Below are 16,214 nucleotides of genomic sequence, written 5' to 3' on the forward strand. Positions count from 1 at the left end.
ATTTGTCGAAGCATTTTAATCATAACATGGCTGCAAAGATATGAGGTTCACAATCAAGATAATATAGTAAACAGGGACTTTTAAAACACAATTAATTTAAAAGCCATCCTATACTAATGCTTAAAGCATCAGCGGAAAAAATATTAGTTTTTTTTGCAGTTTCTCATTTTATAAAAGAAGCCGGAATGCGCATTTTCGATGATAAAACGATCATCGTAATTAGGACGTCTTACGAAGGTTAATCCGTTAACAGTAGCCTGCTGTTTAATACCACCCATGACACTTTCAAGCGCTGGGGATGCTACCTCATTACCCAGCATTTTCACTTTGTAGTTACTTCCATTGTCTTCAACGACAGCAGCTTTTGGCAAAAGCTGCGTCTCTGTATGAGAGCTGGTTATCCGGACATCACATAAATATGTCCCCAAACCTAAACCTTCAGCTGCGGAACATAAACCGGAAAAACACACAGCAATCATACAATAAACAAATTTATTCATGTCTGTCTTCCAGGACTTTGGATCGTTAAAAAATCGTTATCGGCAAAATATTTTGTGACTTGAGGAATTGGTGATGTCATACGTGTATAGAGCTGATTTATGGATATTAATTTTTGTTGTGGGTAAGGTTGGATGAGCCGGGTGCTATGTTGGATGCAATGGTAACAGTCAGTCATTAAGAACGGAACGTCCGTTCCTCGCTTATAGCGGACACTCACCACATGTATCTTCTTTTTATGTTGCGATCCTTAATATCCTGGCCTGATAAGAACGGCTTTCAGATCTAATGCAACATAACATCCGTGACCAGCATGCCGCGATTCAACCCGTTCCCCTGCAGAAGAGGCTGGGGTTATGTCACAGGAGTCGGCAGAGGCCGGGCGGGAACTGGATGGTTGGGTGGTGCCGGATAAGCTGCCATCACTCAGGCTGACACTATGCCATGTCTTTTAAGGAAGATCGGGACTTGCAGGGACCGGTAAAAACGACTGATATGACTTCACCGGCTTTGCAGTTCAGGCCTGGCAACCCGGTGTCTCCGCATTGCCTTGCTGTCTGCTTAGTCTGTGTTTATGAGGTCGCCGGGGTCATCAACCTCCGGCAAACCACGTTAACTGCATAGGGATAACTATTTAGCTCCACTCATTCCGGGAGAACCATCATGTCCTCCCTCATTCCCGCCACTGCCACCCTGCCCGCCGACGCCGCCAGGACCCGCATCGCCTCCGTTTCCGCCATTACCTGATCCGTCACCATTACCGCCGTTCCCTCCATTTCCTCCGTTTTCACCACCATTACCGCCGTCGCCGCCATTTCCGTTGCTGCCAGAACCAGCATTCCCTCCGTCTCCCCCGTTTCCGTCACCGCCACCGTCACCACCGTCGCCACCGTCGCCGTCTGCCCATGCCGCAGTGCTGAATATTCCGGCCGCCAGAGAAGAGGTTACCGTGAGTACGACCATGAAAGGTCTCAGTAATGCTGAGGTGAGAATAATGAGATATACAGCTTTCATGAGAAGGTTTTTCATATCATCCTCTGCGCTATGACTTATATGCCGCCGCCGCTATCACCGCTATCACCGCCATCACCACCATCACCACCATCACCACCGGATGAGTTGTTCCCGCTTCCTCCGTTGCCACCATCCCCTCCATCGGCTCCGTTAGTGCCGCCATTTCCGCCATCTCCGCCATTTGAGTTGGAGCCTGTACCAGCATTACCGCCGTTACCGCCATCCCCTCCGTTTTCGCCCGGACCAGCGTCCCCGCCGTTTCCACCATCAGAAATCAGTGATAAGGAATCAGGAAAAGGAATCGGGGAGGCCGGAGAGGCATAACCGTAGTGTGTAAAAATCACCAGTATCAGAGTGGAGCACCTTAGTAGGGTACGGTATCGTTTACAGATGTTCTGACTGGTCATTGTTACCTCCATCACCGCCAGCACCTCCGGGCGCATTGTCAGTTGAACCACCATCACCCCCGTTGCCACCATTGGCGCTACCCTGTCCATTTTTATGATGTTTGTGGTGTTTATGGTAGGGTTCAGTCGCGGCGCCTGCCCCATTTCCCCCATTTCCGCCGTTACCACCTGTAGCAGAACCGTTACCGCCGTTACCTCCGTTCAGACAGCCTGTACCGGGCACGCCGTCTTTACCACTTTCTCCATCAGGCGAACTGCCGTTCCCATCTTGTCCGTTCAGGCTCTCACAGGCAGACAGCTGAATAGTGTCCTGCGGGAGTGTCTGACTGAATACCGGCAGGGAAAGGAGCAGCCCTGCAGATAGTGGAAAAAAAATCAGCGTGTTGTGTAGCTTTGACATAGAAGTTTCATCCTTTAATTAATGGCCGCCTTCATGAGGCGACCATTTTTAGTTAGATTCTGCAGCCTGATTACGCACCGCCGCCATCACCACCACCACCATCGCCACCGCTATCACCACCATCACCGCCGCCGTCACCGTCTCCGGAACCATTACCGTTAGCGGAGCCGTTGCCAGTGCCGTTATCATTACCGCTGCCATTCCCGTTACCGCTGGCGCTGTTATTTCCTCCATCGCCGCCAGGGCCACCAGGAGAATTAGAACCAGAACCCCCGTTGCCGCCGTCACCTCCATTAGCATCGCCGACAAGTAAGAAGGTCTGTGGGGAGTGATTCGTAAACGGTTGGTTATGTAACGGTGCAGCGACTGCAAGTCGCGCCGCAGAGAGAACAAAAACAGCCAAAGCAAGCGTTAATTTTTTATGTCTCATAATCCATCCTTAAAGATAATAAATACATGAGATAATCGCTGGCCCACCCCATAGCTAATGAGCTATTTCATTAAAAGTAAATTATCTAAAAAATAAAAACTATGGAGTGTAATGAAACGTTTTTCGTTGTTTTAGAATGTTTTCGTTTAATTTTAAAAAAAATTTTCGGGGATGCTATTTTTTAACTAACTAGTTAATAGCTAATGACATTAAAGGCTAACAATCACCCTGCTAACAATTTACTCTTTTCATGAAATAATACATATTGCATTTTTATTAAGGCACTTTTTTCATAAGCAGGGAATGACAATCCTGAACTCAAAAAAAAGCAAAAGCATATATCATTTTCTATAATTCATCTGACTTTTAAGAGGTATGGTAAGGGGACACTGTTTAACCACTCAGAATTAATTTTCCTGAACCTCAGAAATCCGTAATTTCAGGAAGCACTACCCTAACTGCTGCAGGCGGGACCTCGCGGGGCTGAATAAAGGTGAAGCCCGTAACGCGCTGATGCATGCGATATTTATGCACCGGCTGGAAGAAATCAGGGCCCGAAATCCGGCAAATCAGAGCTGCATGTTGCGCAGTAAAGTAACTGCCCCGCTTCCCATTGATAAAGACCGCCTGTTTCGATGGTGTGCTGACATGCGGCAGAGCGGGCTGAAGCCCGCCCCTGTAAACGCCTGTCGTCAGACATATCCCATCATTTTCAGCAGCGACTGCACCTGATTCATCGCTTCGCTGCGATGGGTGACGCCCAGCTTCTGATAGAGATTACGGATGTGGGTTTTGATGGTGGTGGAGGCCACCGCCAGCTCACCGGCGATTTGATCGTTGCTGTAGCCCGAATAGATCAATCCCAGCACCTGCCATTCACGCTGCGTCAGCGGACTGGTTCGGATCAGCTCCGGCACGTCAGGATGGTTAAGCAACCGGCTGACAAAGCCTTCATCGAAATGAGCGAACTTGTGACGGTGATATTTGTTGATCTCCAGCAGGATGCGCCGGGCGCGGTGGCTGTCCAGCTCATTCAGGGTATTCAGCTGAATCAATTGCCGCAACTGCTGCGCCATCATCTCGCCTTCAATCACAAAATGGCTGATAAAACCGGTGCTGCGCGCCAGTTTCAGCGCCTCAATCAGGACACGCTGCGCCTCCGCTTTTCGGTCGGTCTGCCAGTAGATCTGATTCAGCAGCAGCAGATTACGGTTTAAATCGCTCATCAGGCGCAGGGCACGGGCATTCTCATTCAGCTCCTCCAGCACCACTTCCGCCTGGCTCACATCACCCAGCAGGATCTGCGCGCGGGCGATGTTCCGCCACTGCCCCTGCAGAAAATGGTTGTTGGCGAAGGCGGGTTTAGGCGTCTGCCGCATCCAGTCACGGGCGTTCTGGCTGTCGCCGGTCAACTGCCAGTAAATGACCCGGACTTTGTCGGCATTGGCTATCCAGTCGCTGTGCCAGTTGCCATTGTTCAGCAGGTTTTCCAGCCGGTTCAGGTAGCTGCGGGCGTTATCCAGATTGCCGCGTGCCAGTGAGCACTGCACCAGCAATCCCAGACACTGAATCTGCTGCTGCGGCTGGAAACCGTTCAGCACTTTGATGCCTTCCCGGGCTGCCTGCTCCGCCTCTTCAAGCCGTCCCCAGGCCCACAGCAACTGAGCGCGGATGCGCAGCAGAAACTCATGCAGCGGGAACTGCGCCAGGTGCTGTTCGTCGACCAGCACAAAGGCGCGGCTCTGGATCTCATACGCTGCCTGCAAAAAGCCCTGAGCAAACAGAATCTCGCTCTGCTGAATCAGGCTCCAGAGGGCGTAGTGCCACACTTCATCGCGCCGCGCCATCTGTTCGGTCTGCCGCATCAGTTTGAGTGAATCATCCAGCTCGCCTTTGCAGTGCATCACTTCACCATGCACTGAGGTTGCCACAATGCGGCTGTAGTGACGGCTCGCTGGCAGGGTGTCGAGCGCCACTTTCGCCAGCCGCTCCGCTTCATCGGTATTGCCATCGTTAATCGCCACCTGGGCGCGCAACGCATTAAATTCACCGCGCAGTGCTGCATCGATCTCGCAGCGGCTGGCCTGTTCAAAACGCGCCAGCAGACTGTCGACTTCGGAGAAGCGATGCTGACTCTGCATCAGCCACGCCTGCAGCAGTACCAGCATTGGATTTTCCAGCATCATCTCCCACGGCAGTGCTTTCAGGGAGTTCTCCAGCAGTGGCAGCTCGCTCTGATTAAACAGCGTCCAGGCGTGCTTCAGCAGCACGTCCCGCAGCATGGTGGCGTCGCCAGAGGCGAGCGCATGATGAATCGCCTCGCCGGGAAAGCCCTGCGCCATCCAGCTCTCTGCCGCAGCCCGATGCAGCGCGGGCAGCTCCGCCGCCAGTTCCCACTGACAGCGCTGACGCAGGAAGTTACCAAACAGCGGATGGTAGCTGAACCAGCAGCCTGAATCGTCCATGCGCTGCAGAAACAGACCCTGACGCTCAATCTCTTCCAGCCGCATCTGGCCGTTCTCTTCGCGGGTGACACAGGCGATCAGTTCATCGTTCATTGAACGCAGCAGCGCGGTTTTCAGTAAGAAATGGCGGGTAGGCAGATCGACGTTATCCAGAACTTCCTCAACCAGATAATCGGAGAGGTGGCTGGCATTAATACCAGAGAGACGCCGCGCGGAGTGCTGAGCCGAACTGGCACCCTGTCGCGCCGACAGCACGATCAGTTGCAGCGCAGTGGCCCAGCCCGCTACATCATCACAGAGTCGGCTGCTCTCATCGCTTTCCAGCGGGGCCGCCAGTCGGCAGTCAAAAAACTGTCGCGCCTCCTGGTGGGTAAAAGCCAGCTGCTGGCTGCCCAGCTCAATCAGTTGCTCACGCACCCGCAGGTTGGCGATACCGAGCTGCGGCAGATTACGTGACATCAGAATCAGCGTCAGATTTTCAGGCTGATGGCGCAGGAAAAAGCGCATCGCGTCGTGGATCACCGGATTGGTAATCAGATGGTAGTCATCAACGATCAGCCACAGAGGCTGCTGCCACTCCACCAGCTCGATAAAGAGCTGAGAAAACAGGGCATTGAGATTCACATACTGCCGCTTCTGGGCCAGCAGCTCACTGCGCGGACAGCCACTGTGGGTGGCCTGTTGCAGTGCAGCGATCAGGTAATCGGCAAAGCGCTCCGGCTGATTATCGCCCTCATCTAAAGAAACCCACCCCAGATCGCTTTTCCCTGCCGCCCACTGCGACACCAGTGTGGTTTTACCGTAGCCCGCCGGACTGGTGACCAGCACCAGCCGATAGTTACCGGCAGCGGTGAGTTTTTGCAGCAATCTCTCCCGAATCACAGTGCCTTCAAGACGCACCGGGCGGCTGAGTTTAGCGGGTATTAACATGGGCGCGCGTTTCTCCATTTGTCGAGCGCATCATTATTTTACGCTTCGTAATTATTCCTTACACAGGTTCAGCATTTCGTCAGATGAATGCAAGCAAACCCATTAATTAAACTTTACAAAAGCGTGCGCAATCACACTCCTTCAACGATTTCGGATTAGCCTCATCCTCTCCACCCTCCCCATCCTCCTCCGCTAATTCTTTGCAGGAGGATGAGCGAGGGTTTCCGCGCGGGCAGACTGTCGCCACATTGACCCATTTTCCGTTTTTACAGGACATCAACCATGACACAGCCCGATTTCAACCCGATTCAGTTCAATGCTGCCCTGACCCGTCAGTGGCAGCGTTTTGGCCTGCGCGATGCACAGGAGATGACCACGACACAGTGGTGGCAGGCACTCAGCGGTGCGCTGGCCGATATGCTGGCCGCGCAGCCTGCTCTTCCGGACCCAACAGAACTGCGCCATGTTAACTATCTGTCGATGGAGTTTTTGATCGGTCGCCTGACCGGCAACAACCTGCTGAACCTGGGCTGGTATGACGCGGTCAACGAGGCCCTGGCCGCCTGGGATATCTCACTCACTGACGTGCTGGAAACCGAAACGGATCCGGCGCTGGGTAATGGCGGCCTGGGTCGCCTGGCAGCCTGTTTCCTGGATTCCATGGCGAATGTGGGTCAGCCCGCTACGGGCTACGGTCTGAACTATCAGTACGGTCTGTTCCGCCAGCGCTTCGAACAGGGCGCGCAGATTGAAGGCCCGGATGACTGGCAGCGCGACCGCTATCCGTGGTTTAACCACAACGCCGCGCTTAACGTGCGGGTCGGGCTGGGCGGTAAAGTGGTGACGGTTGCGGGTCAGCCACAGTGGCAACCGGCGTTTGAACTGCTCGGCGAAGCCTGGGATCTGCCGGTGGTGGGTTATCAGAATGGTATCAGCCAGCCACTGCGTCTATGGCAGGCGAAACATGCCCATCCATTCAACCTTGATCGCTTCAACGACGGCGACTTTCTGCGCGCGGAGCAACAGGGTATTGATGCTGAAAAACTGACCAAGGTCCTCTACCCAAATGACAATCATCAGAACGGTAAAAAACTGCGTCTGATGCAGCAATATTTTCAGTGCGCCTGTGCGCTGGCAGACATTCTGCGTCGCCATCATCGGGCCGGACGCAGCATCGAAACCCTGGCCGATCATGAAGTGATCCAGCTTAATGACACCCATCCGACGCTGGCCATCCCGGAGCTGATGCGTCTGCTGCTGGATGAGCATCAGCTGAGCTGGGATCGCGCCTGGCAGATCACACAGCACACTTTTGCCTACACCAATCACACCCTGATGCCGGAAGCGCTGGAGTGCTGGGATGTGCGTCTGGTGCGCAGTCTGCTGCCGCGCCATATGATGATCATCAATACCCTGAACGCGCAGCTAAAAACGGCTGTCACCGCGCGCTGGCCGGACGATGAAGCGAAGTGGGCCAGACTGGCACTGGTGCATAATAACCAGCTGCGGATGGCGAACCTCTGCGTGACCAGCGGGTTCGCGGTCAACGGTGTGGCGGCGCTGCACTCGAAACTGGTGGTGCAGGATCTCTTCCCGGAATATCACCAGATGTGGCCAGAGAAATTTCACAACGTGACCAACGGCATTACGCCGCGCCGCTGGATCAATCAGTGCAACCCGGCGCTGAGTGCCCTGATCACCCGGACATTGCAAAAACCCTGGCTGAACGATCTCGATGCCTTGCAGGGGCTGGAAGCCTTTGCGGATGACGCCGCCTTCTGCGCGGAATATCGCGCCATCAAGCAGCAGAACAAAGTCGCGCTGGCGCACTGGGTGAAACAGCGGACCGGCATTGAGATTGACCCTACCGCGCTGTTTGACGTGCAGATCAAACGACTGCATGAGTACAAACGCCAGCATCTGAGCCTGCTGCACATCATTGCGCTGTGGCAGACGCTGGTCACCGATCCGCAGGCTAACCGGACGCCGCGCGTGGTGTTGTTTGGTGCCAAAGCCGCGCCCGGCTATGCACTGGCGAAAAACATCATCTATGCCATCAACAAAGTGGCCGAGGTGATCAATCAGGATCCCCGTATCGGGGACCGGCTGAAAGTCGTGTTTATTCCCGATTACAACGTCTCCGTCGCCGAGCGGCTGATTCCCGCCGCCGACCTTTCTGAGCAGATCTCCACCGCCGGTAAAGAAGCGTCCGGCACCGGAAATATGAAACTGGCGCTGAATGGCGCACTGACCATCGGCACACTGGATGGAGCGAACGTCGAGATCGCTGAGCAGGTTGGCAGCGAGAACATCTTTATCTTCGGGCATACCGTGGAACAGGTGGTGGCGTTAAAAGCAGACGGTTATGCCCCGGCGCAGTGGCGCAAGAAAGATCCGCAGCTCAATCAGGTCTTACTGGCGCTGGAAGATGGCACCTTCAGCCAGGGCGACTGCCACGCCTTTGATGCGATGTTGCAGAGTCTCGGCCCGGAAGGCGGTGATCCCTATCTGGTACTGGCTGACTTCCAGCCCTACCTTGACGCACAGGCGCAGGTAGAAGCGCTGTGGAGCGATCAGGAGGCCTGGACACGTGCCACCATCCTCAATACCGCACGCTGTGGCATGTTCAGCTCCGATCGCGCTATCCGCGATTACCAGCAGCGCATCTGGCAAGCGAAACGCTAAGGAACGCCATGAAAACAGATCCGGTTATGGACGATTTCTCCCGGGCGGGCATCGCCGCTGAGTATATCAATGCTCACGGCAAGCCACAGGCGATCCCGACCCTGACCCGCCAGCGTTTGCTGGCGGTGATGCAGCCTTCCCATCCGCTGAGCACGCCACTGCCACCGGTGGTGATTTTTCGCAGCGGCGATCTTCTGAGCCTGTCGCCACAGCTCGCTGACGATGCCCACTGGCATCTCACCAGTGAAGCGGGTGAAATCAGCTCAGGTCGCTGCCAGCCCTCTCAGCCGCTGCATCTGCCGCCGCTGCCTGAAGGCTATCATGAGCTGACGCTGCAACAGGGCGCGCAGCAGTGGTCGTGCCGGATAATAATTGCCCCGGCCCGCTGTTATGAACCCCCGGCCCTGCTGGCAGGTGAGTCATTATGGGGCGCCTGCGTGCAGCTCTATACCCTGCGCTCGGCGGAGAACTGGGGAATCGGCGACTTTGGCGATCTGCGCCGGATGCTGCCGGAGGTGGCCGCACGCGGCGGCGCGTTTATCGGTCTTAACCCTATCCATGCGCTGTTTCCCTCCAGCCCGGAGAGTGCCAGCCCTTACAGCCCCTCGTCCCGGCGCTGGCTCAATGTGCTCTACATCGATGTGGGCGCAGTCGCTGATTTCCGGCAGAGCACTGCCGCTCAGGCCTGGTGGCAACGTCCGGAAACAGAACAGGCGCTGGAACAGGCTCGCGCAGCAGATTGGGTGGATTATGCGGCGGTGACCCGGCTGAAAATGGACGCGCTGAGGCTGGCGTGGCCGCAGTTTACTCAGCGTGACGCCAGCGATCCCGAGGTGCAGGCGTTTAATAGATTTATACGTGAAGGAGGCGAGAGTCTTCAGCATCAGGCGCTGTTTGATGCGCTGCACGCCGATCAGATAGCACAGGATAGTGAGCGCTGGGGCTGGCCGGTGTGGCCGGAGGCGTTGCAGGATCCCGGCAGTCCGGCCGTGCAGGCCTTCCTGCAACAGCACGCCGATCAGGTGCGCTTCTGGCTCTGGCTGCAGTGGCTGGCCGCGAAGCAGTTTGCCGACTGCTGGGACATCTGCCAGCAGCAGCAGATGACGATTGGACTTTACCGCGATCTGGCGGTGGGTGTTGCGCAGGGTGGCGCAGAGACCTGGAGCGAGCGCGATCTCTACTGCATGGAGGCCAGCATCGGTGCGCCGCCCGATATTCTCGGCCCGCGCGGCCAGGACTGGGGATTGCCGCCCATGGATCCGCAGGTGATGCGTCAGCGCGCCTGGGAGCCGTGGATCGCCCTGCTGCGCGCCAACATGCGCCACTGCGGCGCACTGCGCATTGACCATGTGATGGCGCTAATGCGGCTGTGGTGGATTCCGGCCGGTGATAGCGCGATGCACGGTGCCTACGTGCACTATCCCATCGACGATCTGCTGGCGATTCTGGCGCTGGAAAGTCAGCGTCATCGCTGCATGGTCATTGGCGAAGATCTCGGTACGGTGCCGGAAGCGATTGTCGATAAGCTGCGGGACGGCGGGGTCTACTCCTATAAGGTGCTCTATTTTGAGCAGGAGTCAGCCCACAGTTTTCGTCCGCCCGCCGAATGGCCACGACAGGCAATGGCGGTCGCGACCACTCACGATCTTCCGACGCTGCGTGGCTGGTGGCAGAGCGATGATTTGACCACCGGCGCACAACTCGGCCTCTATCCCGACAAGGTGGTGCTGGCCGGGCTATATCAGGATCGGCTGCGAGCGAAGCAGGCGCTGCTGCAGAGTCTGCATCGGGTTGGTGCCCTGCCGAAACGTGCCGGACGCGATGCACCTCGCACCGGCATGAGCAAGGCATTAAACCGGGCGATGCAGCGCTATCTGGCTGACAGTCACAGCGCCCTGCTGGGACTGCAACCGGAGGACTGGCTGGATATGGCGGTGCCGGTCAATATTCCGGGCACCAGCGATGAATATCCGAACTGGCGACGCAAGCTCAGCGCCACGCTGGAAACGCTGTTCAGCGATCCTGCCACTGACACGCTGCTGCGTGATCTGACGGCACGCCGGAAGCGACTACTGCGCAATTGAAGGTCAACGCGCGACTCAGACTCGTCTCTGACGCAGCCTGTTTTACATAATTTTCAGTTATTACAGCGTGCGGGCCGGCAACGGCTCGCACTCTGCTACTGTAATCAGCGCCTCTCAACAGTGATAAGATCACCCTGAGCACGAGCGTCTGAAAAAAGCACACCGGATTCTGTTCAGGATTTAATGAACTTAAGAATTTATCTTCGCCCAATCCTGAGATTGCTTTAACAGCAATGCCCAGTCGTCAGGTGGATAGCCGTTATGCAACATTCCTGAAAATACTTTATAGGCGTCACGCTTACTGCCATAAGCACGTTTGGTCTCAGCGTCATTCATCCATGCAAGGATGATGGTTTTATGTTGCTCGCTGAATCTAAAGAACAAACGATACTGCATCAAAAACTTTGCACGGAACCAATGCTTATTTTGTTCTCCCAGCGTATCGCCCTGGCGAAACTTTGCCTGATGTGGATCGGCGCAAATCTCACTATTGATAACTTTAAACACAGCGGCTAAAAGCTTAGTCGTCGCTTTTCGCTGGTAACTTTCAGGATATTTAGCCCTGAGTAACTCCACTTCATTGGTCAGCGCAATCAGCTGCGATTCAAAACAGGGATGAACATAAACGTGCCATCCATTTATAACCGTGCTGTCTTCCATACTTAATTACTCATCGTCCATGAGTGGAGCATCCAAATCAACGTCCATACCTTCGGTCAACGATGTAATGCGAGTTAATAATCCTCGATCCAGCGTTTTAATATTTGCAGGTGTGTTGCGTATGTCAGCAGCAAGAAAACTCAGAAAGCTCGCCATCACTGGATCATCATCAGTCACCGTTTCCTGACGGGTAATAAGGACTTTGCCGCCCGGCAGAACAGCGTATTCGATATTCTCACCAGGCTGCAGATTCATCGCATCACGAACTGCGGCAGGGATAGTGGTCTGGCTGCGCGCTGTCAGTTTTGATGAAGCACGCAGAGAGATGTTTGCATGAGTCAGAGTTCCCATTGCGGATTCTCACTAGAAAAAAACAAGATAGCGCAACAGTAATGCAAGTGCATTGGCAATGCAAATGCATTGATCGCGATAAGAGCGAATGTTTTGTTACTAAGTCTTCATTAAAAGTTTCTGATTACGCTTTTCCGTATCGACTGAAAAATTGGCACCCTGTTTTATTTCCTGCCAGACATCAAACTCTTCGCGACTGATAAGCACAGCAGCAAAACCGCCCCGCCGGGTGATAATCACAGGCTCACCCGCCCTCACGATATCCATGATTTCAGCAAGATATTTTCGGGCCTGTGTTGTCGTGTAACTTCGCATATAGCCTCCAGAAAAGTCATCCCTGAAACAGCTTAGTTAGCCTATATTCATCAAACGCTATTGCCCACAGCATGACTTACGCAATGCGTAAAACCACGCAAAAAAATCATGCAATCAGGATCTCTGCAACAAAAAAAGGTGCGCCGCAGCGCACCAGATGGAACAACATCAGTATTGTCGGGGCAGCTTCACCCCTTGCCTTTAACACTACTGATAAAGGTCTGCCGTGCAGAGGTGGAACCCAGCCGCTCGGCTTCATCCAGCAGTTTCAACGCCTTATCGATATTACCGCTGTTCACCGCCTGTCTGATCTTCTGGTTAAAGTAACTCTCGGTGTCGCTCATGATCGGTTCCGCACGGGCTTTTGGCGCGGGCGCTGCGGCGGGTGCAGGCGCCGGTGCTGCGCTGTACGCTGCCGCAGGTGCGGTGTTGCCGACGGTCACCGCGCTCGGGCCGGATGAACCAAACAGCGGCCCGACCAGAATGGATGAGCCGGAGCTGGTCTGCATCTTCAGCTTGATCGTGCCTTCCCGGCTGTGGCGGGCGACGGGATCGGGGATATCCGGTACCGCATGACCGGTGCCCTGGGCGTAGGCCTTGGCCGGGTCAAGCAGCGTGGTGGTTTGTGTCAGATCGCTGTCGGTGGTGAACACCAGCAGGTAGATTTTTTGCTGACCCAGCGCCGGGGTTAATTTCATCACCCCTTCCAGTCGATCTGCCGCCATCACGCCCGGCTTCTGATAGGTAAAGTAGCGGCTGGGGAACCAGGCCGCGGGACGCAGGTTTTCATCCAGCACCAGCACGTTCGGCGCGAAAACCTGACCGTTCGCCACTTCACTGCTCAGCGTCAGCGTCAGTTCGCCGATATTGGCGGGCAGACTGTAGGCCGCGACCGGACCGGCAATGTGTGGCGCATTCAGCATCTGTCCGCTGTTAGCGAGTTTTGTGGTCTGTGTCTGAGAAGCAGCCAGCGGTTGCCAGCTCAGGCGTTGCAGTGTCTCGGGTGCCACGACCGGTGCGGACGAGAGATCCTGCGGCACCAGATTGACATCCGCCAGGGCGGGAAGCGCGTGTCCTGTCAGTAACGCCGCACTCAGGCAGAGTGCAGCCAGTTTTTTCATTTTCATTATGTCTACCTTATTGCAGGTCGCGGCGTGAACCAGGCAATGGCACACCGCGACCAAAGAGATCCATCAGGCGCAGGCGCGCCTGTCAGAAAAGGTGCTGGCTTACCACCAGATTTCCATCTGCGCGCCGAAGGTCACTTCATCGTCTTTACCACGGCTGTTGGTCAGGATGCCGTTGCCGCTGGTGTCCGCAGAGGCGAAGGTGGTGAGATCGCCTGAGTTATCTTTGTTGTAACCCCACTTTTCATCCCATTTGGCGTAGGTCGCGAACAGACGCAGAGCCGGACGTGACCAGATGCTGTCGCCCGCCTGCCACTGCTGCGCCAGCGTCACTTTGTACTGGCCGTTGCGCTCGTTAGCCTGCTGTGATTTGACGTTGTCGTAGCCCAGTTCCAGCAACGTGCTCATAATCGGCGTCCATTTGTACATCGGACGCACACCCACGGTGTACCACTCGGTGCCGCGGTTGTTGTCCAGATCGATGTTCTGGTACATAGCGACGTACATCAGATCCCAGCGTTCGGCCAGCGAGATCGCACCGTGGTCGAGGATGCGGTACATGTCACCATTGTTATTGAGGCTGGTGCCCTGCGGCACGCCTTTGCCCTGAGAGGTCAGCGCATCGGTGGCATACTGCAACACGAATTTGTTGTAGCCCTTCAGCATGCTCTGGGTATGTTCAGCAGTGAACATCCAGCCATCTTTAGAGGCACCCTCTTCCAGACGATAGTCGTCACGGGCGTTGGCACGACCGTAATCGACACCCAGCTCCAGCACGCCGTTGGTGTTGGTTTCCAGACCGGCCAGACGCACATCAAACACGTCGTTGGCAGTACTGGTGGCGAAGTCACGGATACGATCGCTGGAGAAGGTGTAAGAGCCGCCCGCTTCAGATGAACGGGTTGCGGCGAAAGAGAGTTTACCGAAGCCGAGATCGACATCTTCCAGACCGGCACCCGGACCGGAAATATCCCAGTAGTAGAAGTCGATCATATGGACGTCATGACGCTGATAGAAACGCTTACCGGCCCAGATGGTAGAGCCTGGCAGCGCGTCGATCAGGTTTTTACCTTTTACGTTGGCTTCACGGAAGGCGGGCGATGTGGCTTCCCAGTCATTCTGCTGTGCCACGGAGTAAGCCACGTTGGTGTCGAAATAGAAGCTTTTGTCGCCCTCTTTCCACACTTCCTGGCCTAATTTCAGTTCGGCGTAGGTTTCACATTCGTTGCCCAGACGGTATTTACTTTGGGCACCGGTGGCCTGGAAACATTGCTGTTCACCACCGCTGCCGGTCCAGCCAATGCCGGAACGGGCGTAACCGGTAAAATCAACCGCCATCGTCGGGGCGGAGAGGGTTCCCACCGCGACGGCAACGGCGATGGGAAGTTTGCGCAGAGTTAACATTTTCTATCTCCTGAGGTCATTGCTTTTATTGTTTTTGGCAGGGCTATACACCCGGCTCCTGATACAGCCTGCGGCACGCGCTCCCGTCCTCGCGGAACAGGTGACAACGCTCGGGCGGCAGGCCAATACCGAGGATGGCGCCCTCTTTTACCAGCACGACGTCCTCCTGGCGGTAAACCAGGTTCTGACGGATAGCGGGAATCTCGATGTGGATCTGTGTTTCATGCCCCAGCTGTTCCACCACCTGCACTTCCCCTTCCAGGGTGACGTCGGCGATATCGCTGGAGAGCAGATGTTCCGGGCGAATACCCAGTGACATGTTGCTGCCGACCTGCACACCGGCGCTGTCAACCGGCAGCCAGACCAGCTGCTGATTCGGCAGCCGCACCTGAACCTGATCGATGGCGGTGGCGGTCACTTTGACCGGCAGGAAATTCATTTTTGGTGAGCCGATAAATCCGGCGACAAAGCGGTTGGCGGGATAGTGGTACAGCTCAAGCGGCTTGCCGACCTGCGCAATGCGTCCGGCATCCAGCACCACGATTTTGTCGGCCAGCGTCATCGCTTCGATCTGATCGTGGGTCACGTAAATCATGGTGCGCTTCAGGCGCTTATGCAGACGGGAGATCTCAATGCGCATCTGAACGCGCAGCGCGGCGTCAAGGTTCGACAGTGGTTCATCCAGCAGGAAGACGCGCGGTTCCGCCACCAGCGTGCGGCCAATCGCCACGCGCTGACGCTGCCCGCCAGAGAGAGCTTTAGGACGGCGATCGAGCAGATGCGCCAGTTGCAGAATCTCCGCCACCTGATTAACCCGCTGCTGGATCTCCGCTTTTTTCACCCCGGCCAGTTTGAGGCCAAAAGACATGTTCTCCGCCACCGACAGATGGGGATAGAGCGCATAGGACTGAAACACCATGCCGATGCCGCGTTCGGCGGGTGGCACTTCATTCATGCGCCGGTCGCCGATTAACAGCTCGCCGCTGGTGATGGTCTCCAGTCCGGCAATCATGCGCAGCAGCGTCGATTTGCCACAGCCTGATGGGCCGACGAAAACAACAAATTCCCCTTCACGAATAGTGAGATCGATATCTTTCGACACCACCGTATCGCCCCAGGCTTTCGTGACATTGCGTAACACAACGCTCGCCATGATCCCTTCCCTCTTAGCTGCATAGTCGTGTCTGCCCAGCGGCAGACGAGTTCCGGGGCTCACTATGCGAGAGGAAACTGACGGTAACATCCTCCACCGCAATGCATTCCGCTGGGGGAGGAGGCGGGAGGAGGAGAAACGCGGGCTGACGCCGCGGCCCGCACGCTGACGCGCTTTTTTGTGATCGCTAACGCAGACCCGCAGGAATTTTTGCCGCGTAAGCGCCCGCTTGAGGGGCTTTTTGCCAGCGCGATCACAGCGGCAAGCCGAGGGGCGTAGAGCAGAGGAGGA

The 16,214-nt window shown here is 55.6% G+C and carries 14 protein-coding genes; 2 read left to right on the plus strand and 12 right to left on the minus strand.

Annotated features, from left to right (window positions below; all coding sequences use genetic code 11):
* Window positions 1-143: 143 nt before the first annotated feature.
* From HFD94_RS09910 to malT, 6 genes are all read right to left on the minus strand, one after another.
* The gene (locus HFD94_RS09910; protein WP_167433088.1) at window positions 144-500 is read right to left on the minus strand and encodes a hypothetical protein; all 357 of its coding nucleotides are present in this window, start codon (window positions 498-500) and stop codon (window positions 144-146) included.
* A 642-nt stretch (window positions 501-1,142) separates the two neighbouring features.
* The gene (locus HFD94_RS09915) at window positions 1,143-1,388 is read right to left on the minus strand and encodes a hypothetical protein (protein WP_232526482.1); all 246 of its coding nucleotides are present in this window, start codon (window positions 1,386-1,388) and stop codon (window positions 1,143-1,145) included.
* A 152-nt stretch (window positions 1,389-1,540) separates the two neighbouring features.
* A complete protein-coding gene (locus HFD94_RS09920) occupies window positions 1,541-1,780 on the minus strand; it encodes a hypothetical protein (protein ID WP_167433089.1) in 240 nt (79 codons plus the stop codon).
* A gap of 116 nt (window positions 1,781-1,896) precedes the next feature.
* Window positions 1,897-2,319, minus strand: a complete 423-nt coding sequence (locus tag HFD94_RS09925) for a hypothetical protein (RefSeq protein WP_010247334.1) — start codon at window positions 2,317-2,319, stop codon at window positions 1,897-1,899.
* Window positions 2,320-2,367: 48 nt separating this feature from the next.
* On the minus strand, window positions 2,368-2,520 hold the full coding sequence (locus HFD94_RS23015) for a hypothetical protein (protein WP_232526453.1): 153 nt from the start codon (window positions 2,518-2,520) through the stop codon (window positions 2,368-2,370).
* Window positions 2,521-3,441: 921 nt separating this feature from the next.
* The gene (gene malT, locus HFD94_RS09940; protein ID WP_167433090.1) at window positions 3,442-6,144 is read right to left on the minus strand and encodes an HTH-type transcriptional regulator MalT; all 2,703 of its coding nucleotides are present in this window, start codon (window positions 6,142-6,144) and stop codon (window positions 3,442-3,444) included.
* Window positions 6,145-6,426: 282 nt separating this feature from the next.
* Here malT and malP point away from each other — a divergent pair, with 282 nt between their 5' ends.
* Together malP and malQ are read left to right on the plus strand one after the other, a co-directional pair.
* Window positions 6,427-8,829, plus strand: a complete 2,403-nt coding sequence (gene malP / locus HFD94_RS09945; protein ID WP_167433091.1) for a maltodextrin phosphorylase — start codon at window positions 6,427-6,429, stop codon at window positions 8,827-8,829.
* A gap of 8 nt (window positions 8,830-8,837) precedes the next feature.
* A complete protein-coding gene (malQ, locus tag HFD94_RS09950; protein WP_167433092.1) occupies window positions 8,838-10,913 on the plus strand; it encodes a 4-alpha-glucanotransferase in 2,076 nt (691 codons plus the stop codon).
* 189 nt (window positions 10,914-11,102) lie between these two features.
* Here malQ and HFD94_RS09955 read toward each other — a convergent pair whose 3' ends face one another.
* The 6 genes from HFD94_RS09955 to malK form a co-directional block, all read right to left on the minus strand.
* Window positions 11,103-11,573 carry a type II toxin-antitoxin system YhaV family toxin gene (locus HFD94_RS09955; protein WP_064690735.1) on the minus strand — a complete coding sequence of 157 codons (471 nt, stop codon included), beginning with the start codon at window positions 11,571-11,573 and terminating at the stop codon, window positions 11,103-11,105.
* Between the two features lie 6 nt (window positions 11,574-11,579).
* A complete protein-coding gene (locus tag HFD94_RS09960; RefSeq protein ID WP_033773852.1) occupies window positions 11,580-11,924 on the minus strand; it encodes a type II toxin-antitoxin system PrlF family antitoxin in 345 nt (114 codons plus the stop codon).
* A 99-nt stretch (window positions 11,925-12,023) separates the two neighbouring features.
* Entirely contained in the window at window positions 12,024-12,239 is a 216-nt protein-coding gene (locus HFD94_RS09965) for a type II toxin-antitoxin system Phd/YefM family antitoxin (protein ID WP_167433093.1), read from the minus strand.
* 188 nt (window positions 12,240-12,427) lie between these two features.
* Window positions 12,428-13,366 (minus strand): maltose operon protein MalM, encoded by a 939-nt coding sequence (malM, locus tag HFD94_RS09970; protein ID WP_167433094.1) that lies wholly within the window; start codon window positions 13,364-13,366, stop codon window positions 12,428-12,430.
* A gap of 102 nt (window positions 13,367-13,468) precedes the next feature.
* A complete protein-coding gene (locus HFD94_RS09975) occupies window positions 13,469-14,770 on the minus strand; it encodes a maltoporin (protein ID WP_033760237.1) in 1,302 nt (433 codons plus the stop codon).
* A 43-nt stretch (window positions 14,771-14,813) separates the two neighbouring features.
* A complete protein-coding gene (malK, locus tag HFD94_RS09980; protein ID WP_010247360.1) occupies window positions 14,814-15,923 on the minus strand; it encodes a maltose/maltodextrin ABC transporter ATP-binding protein MalK in 1,110 nt (369 codons plus the stop codon).
* Window positions 15,924-16,214: the final 291 nt, after the last annotated feature.

Source organism: Pantoea sp. EKM20T (assembly GCF_011800485.1).
Taxonomy (GTDB): domain Bacteria; phylum Pseudomonadota; class Gammaproteobacteria; order Enterobacterales; family Enterobacteriaceae; genus Pantoea; species Pantoea agglomerans.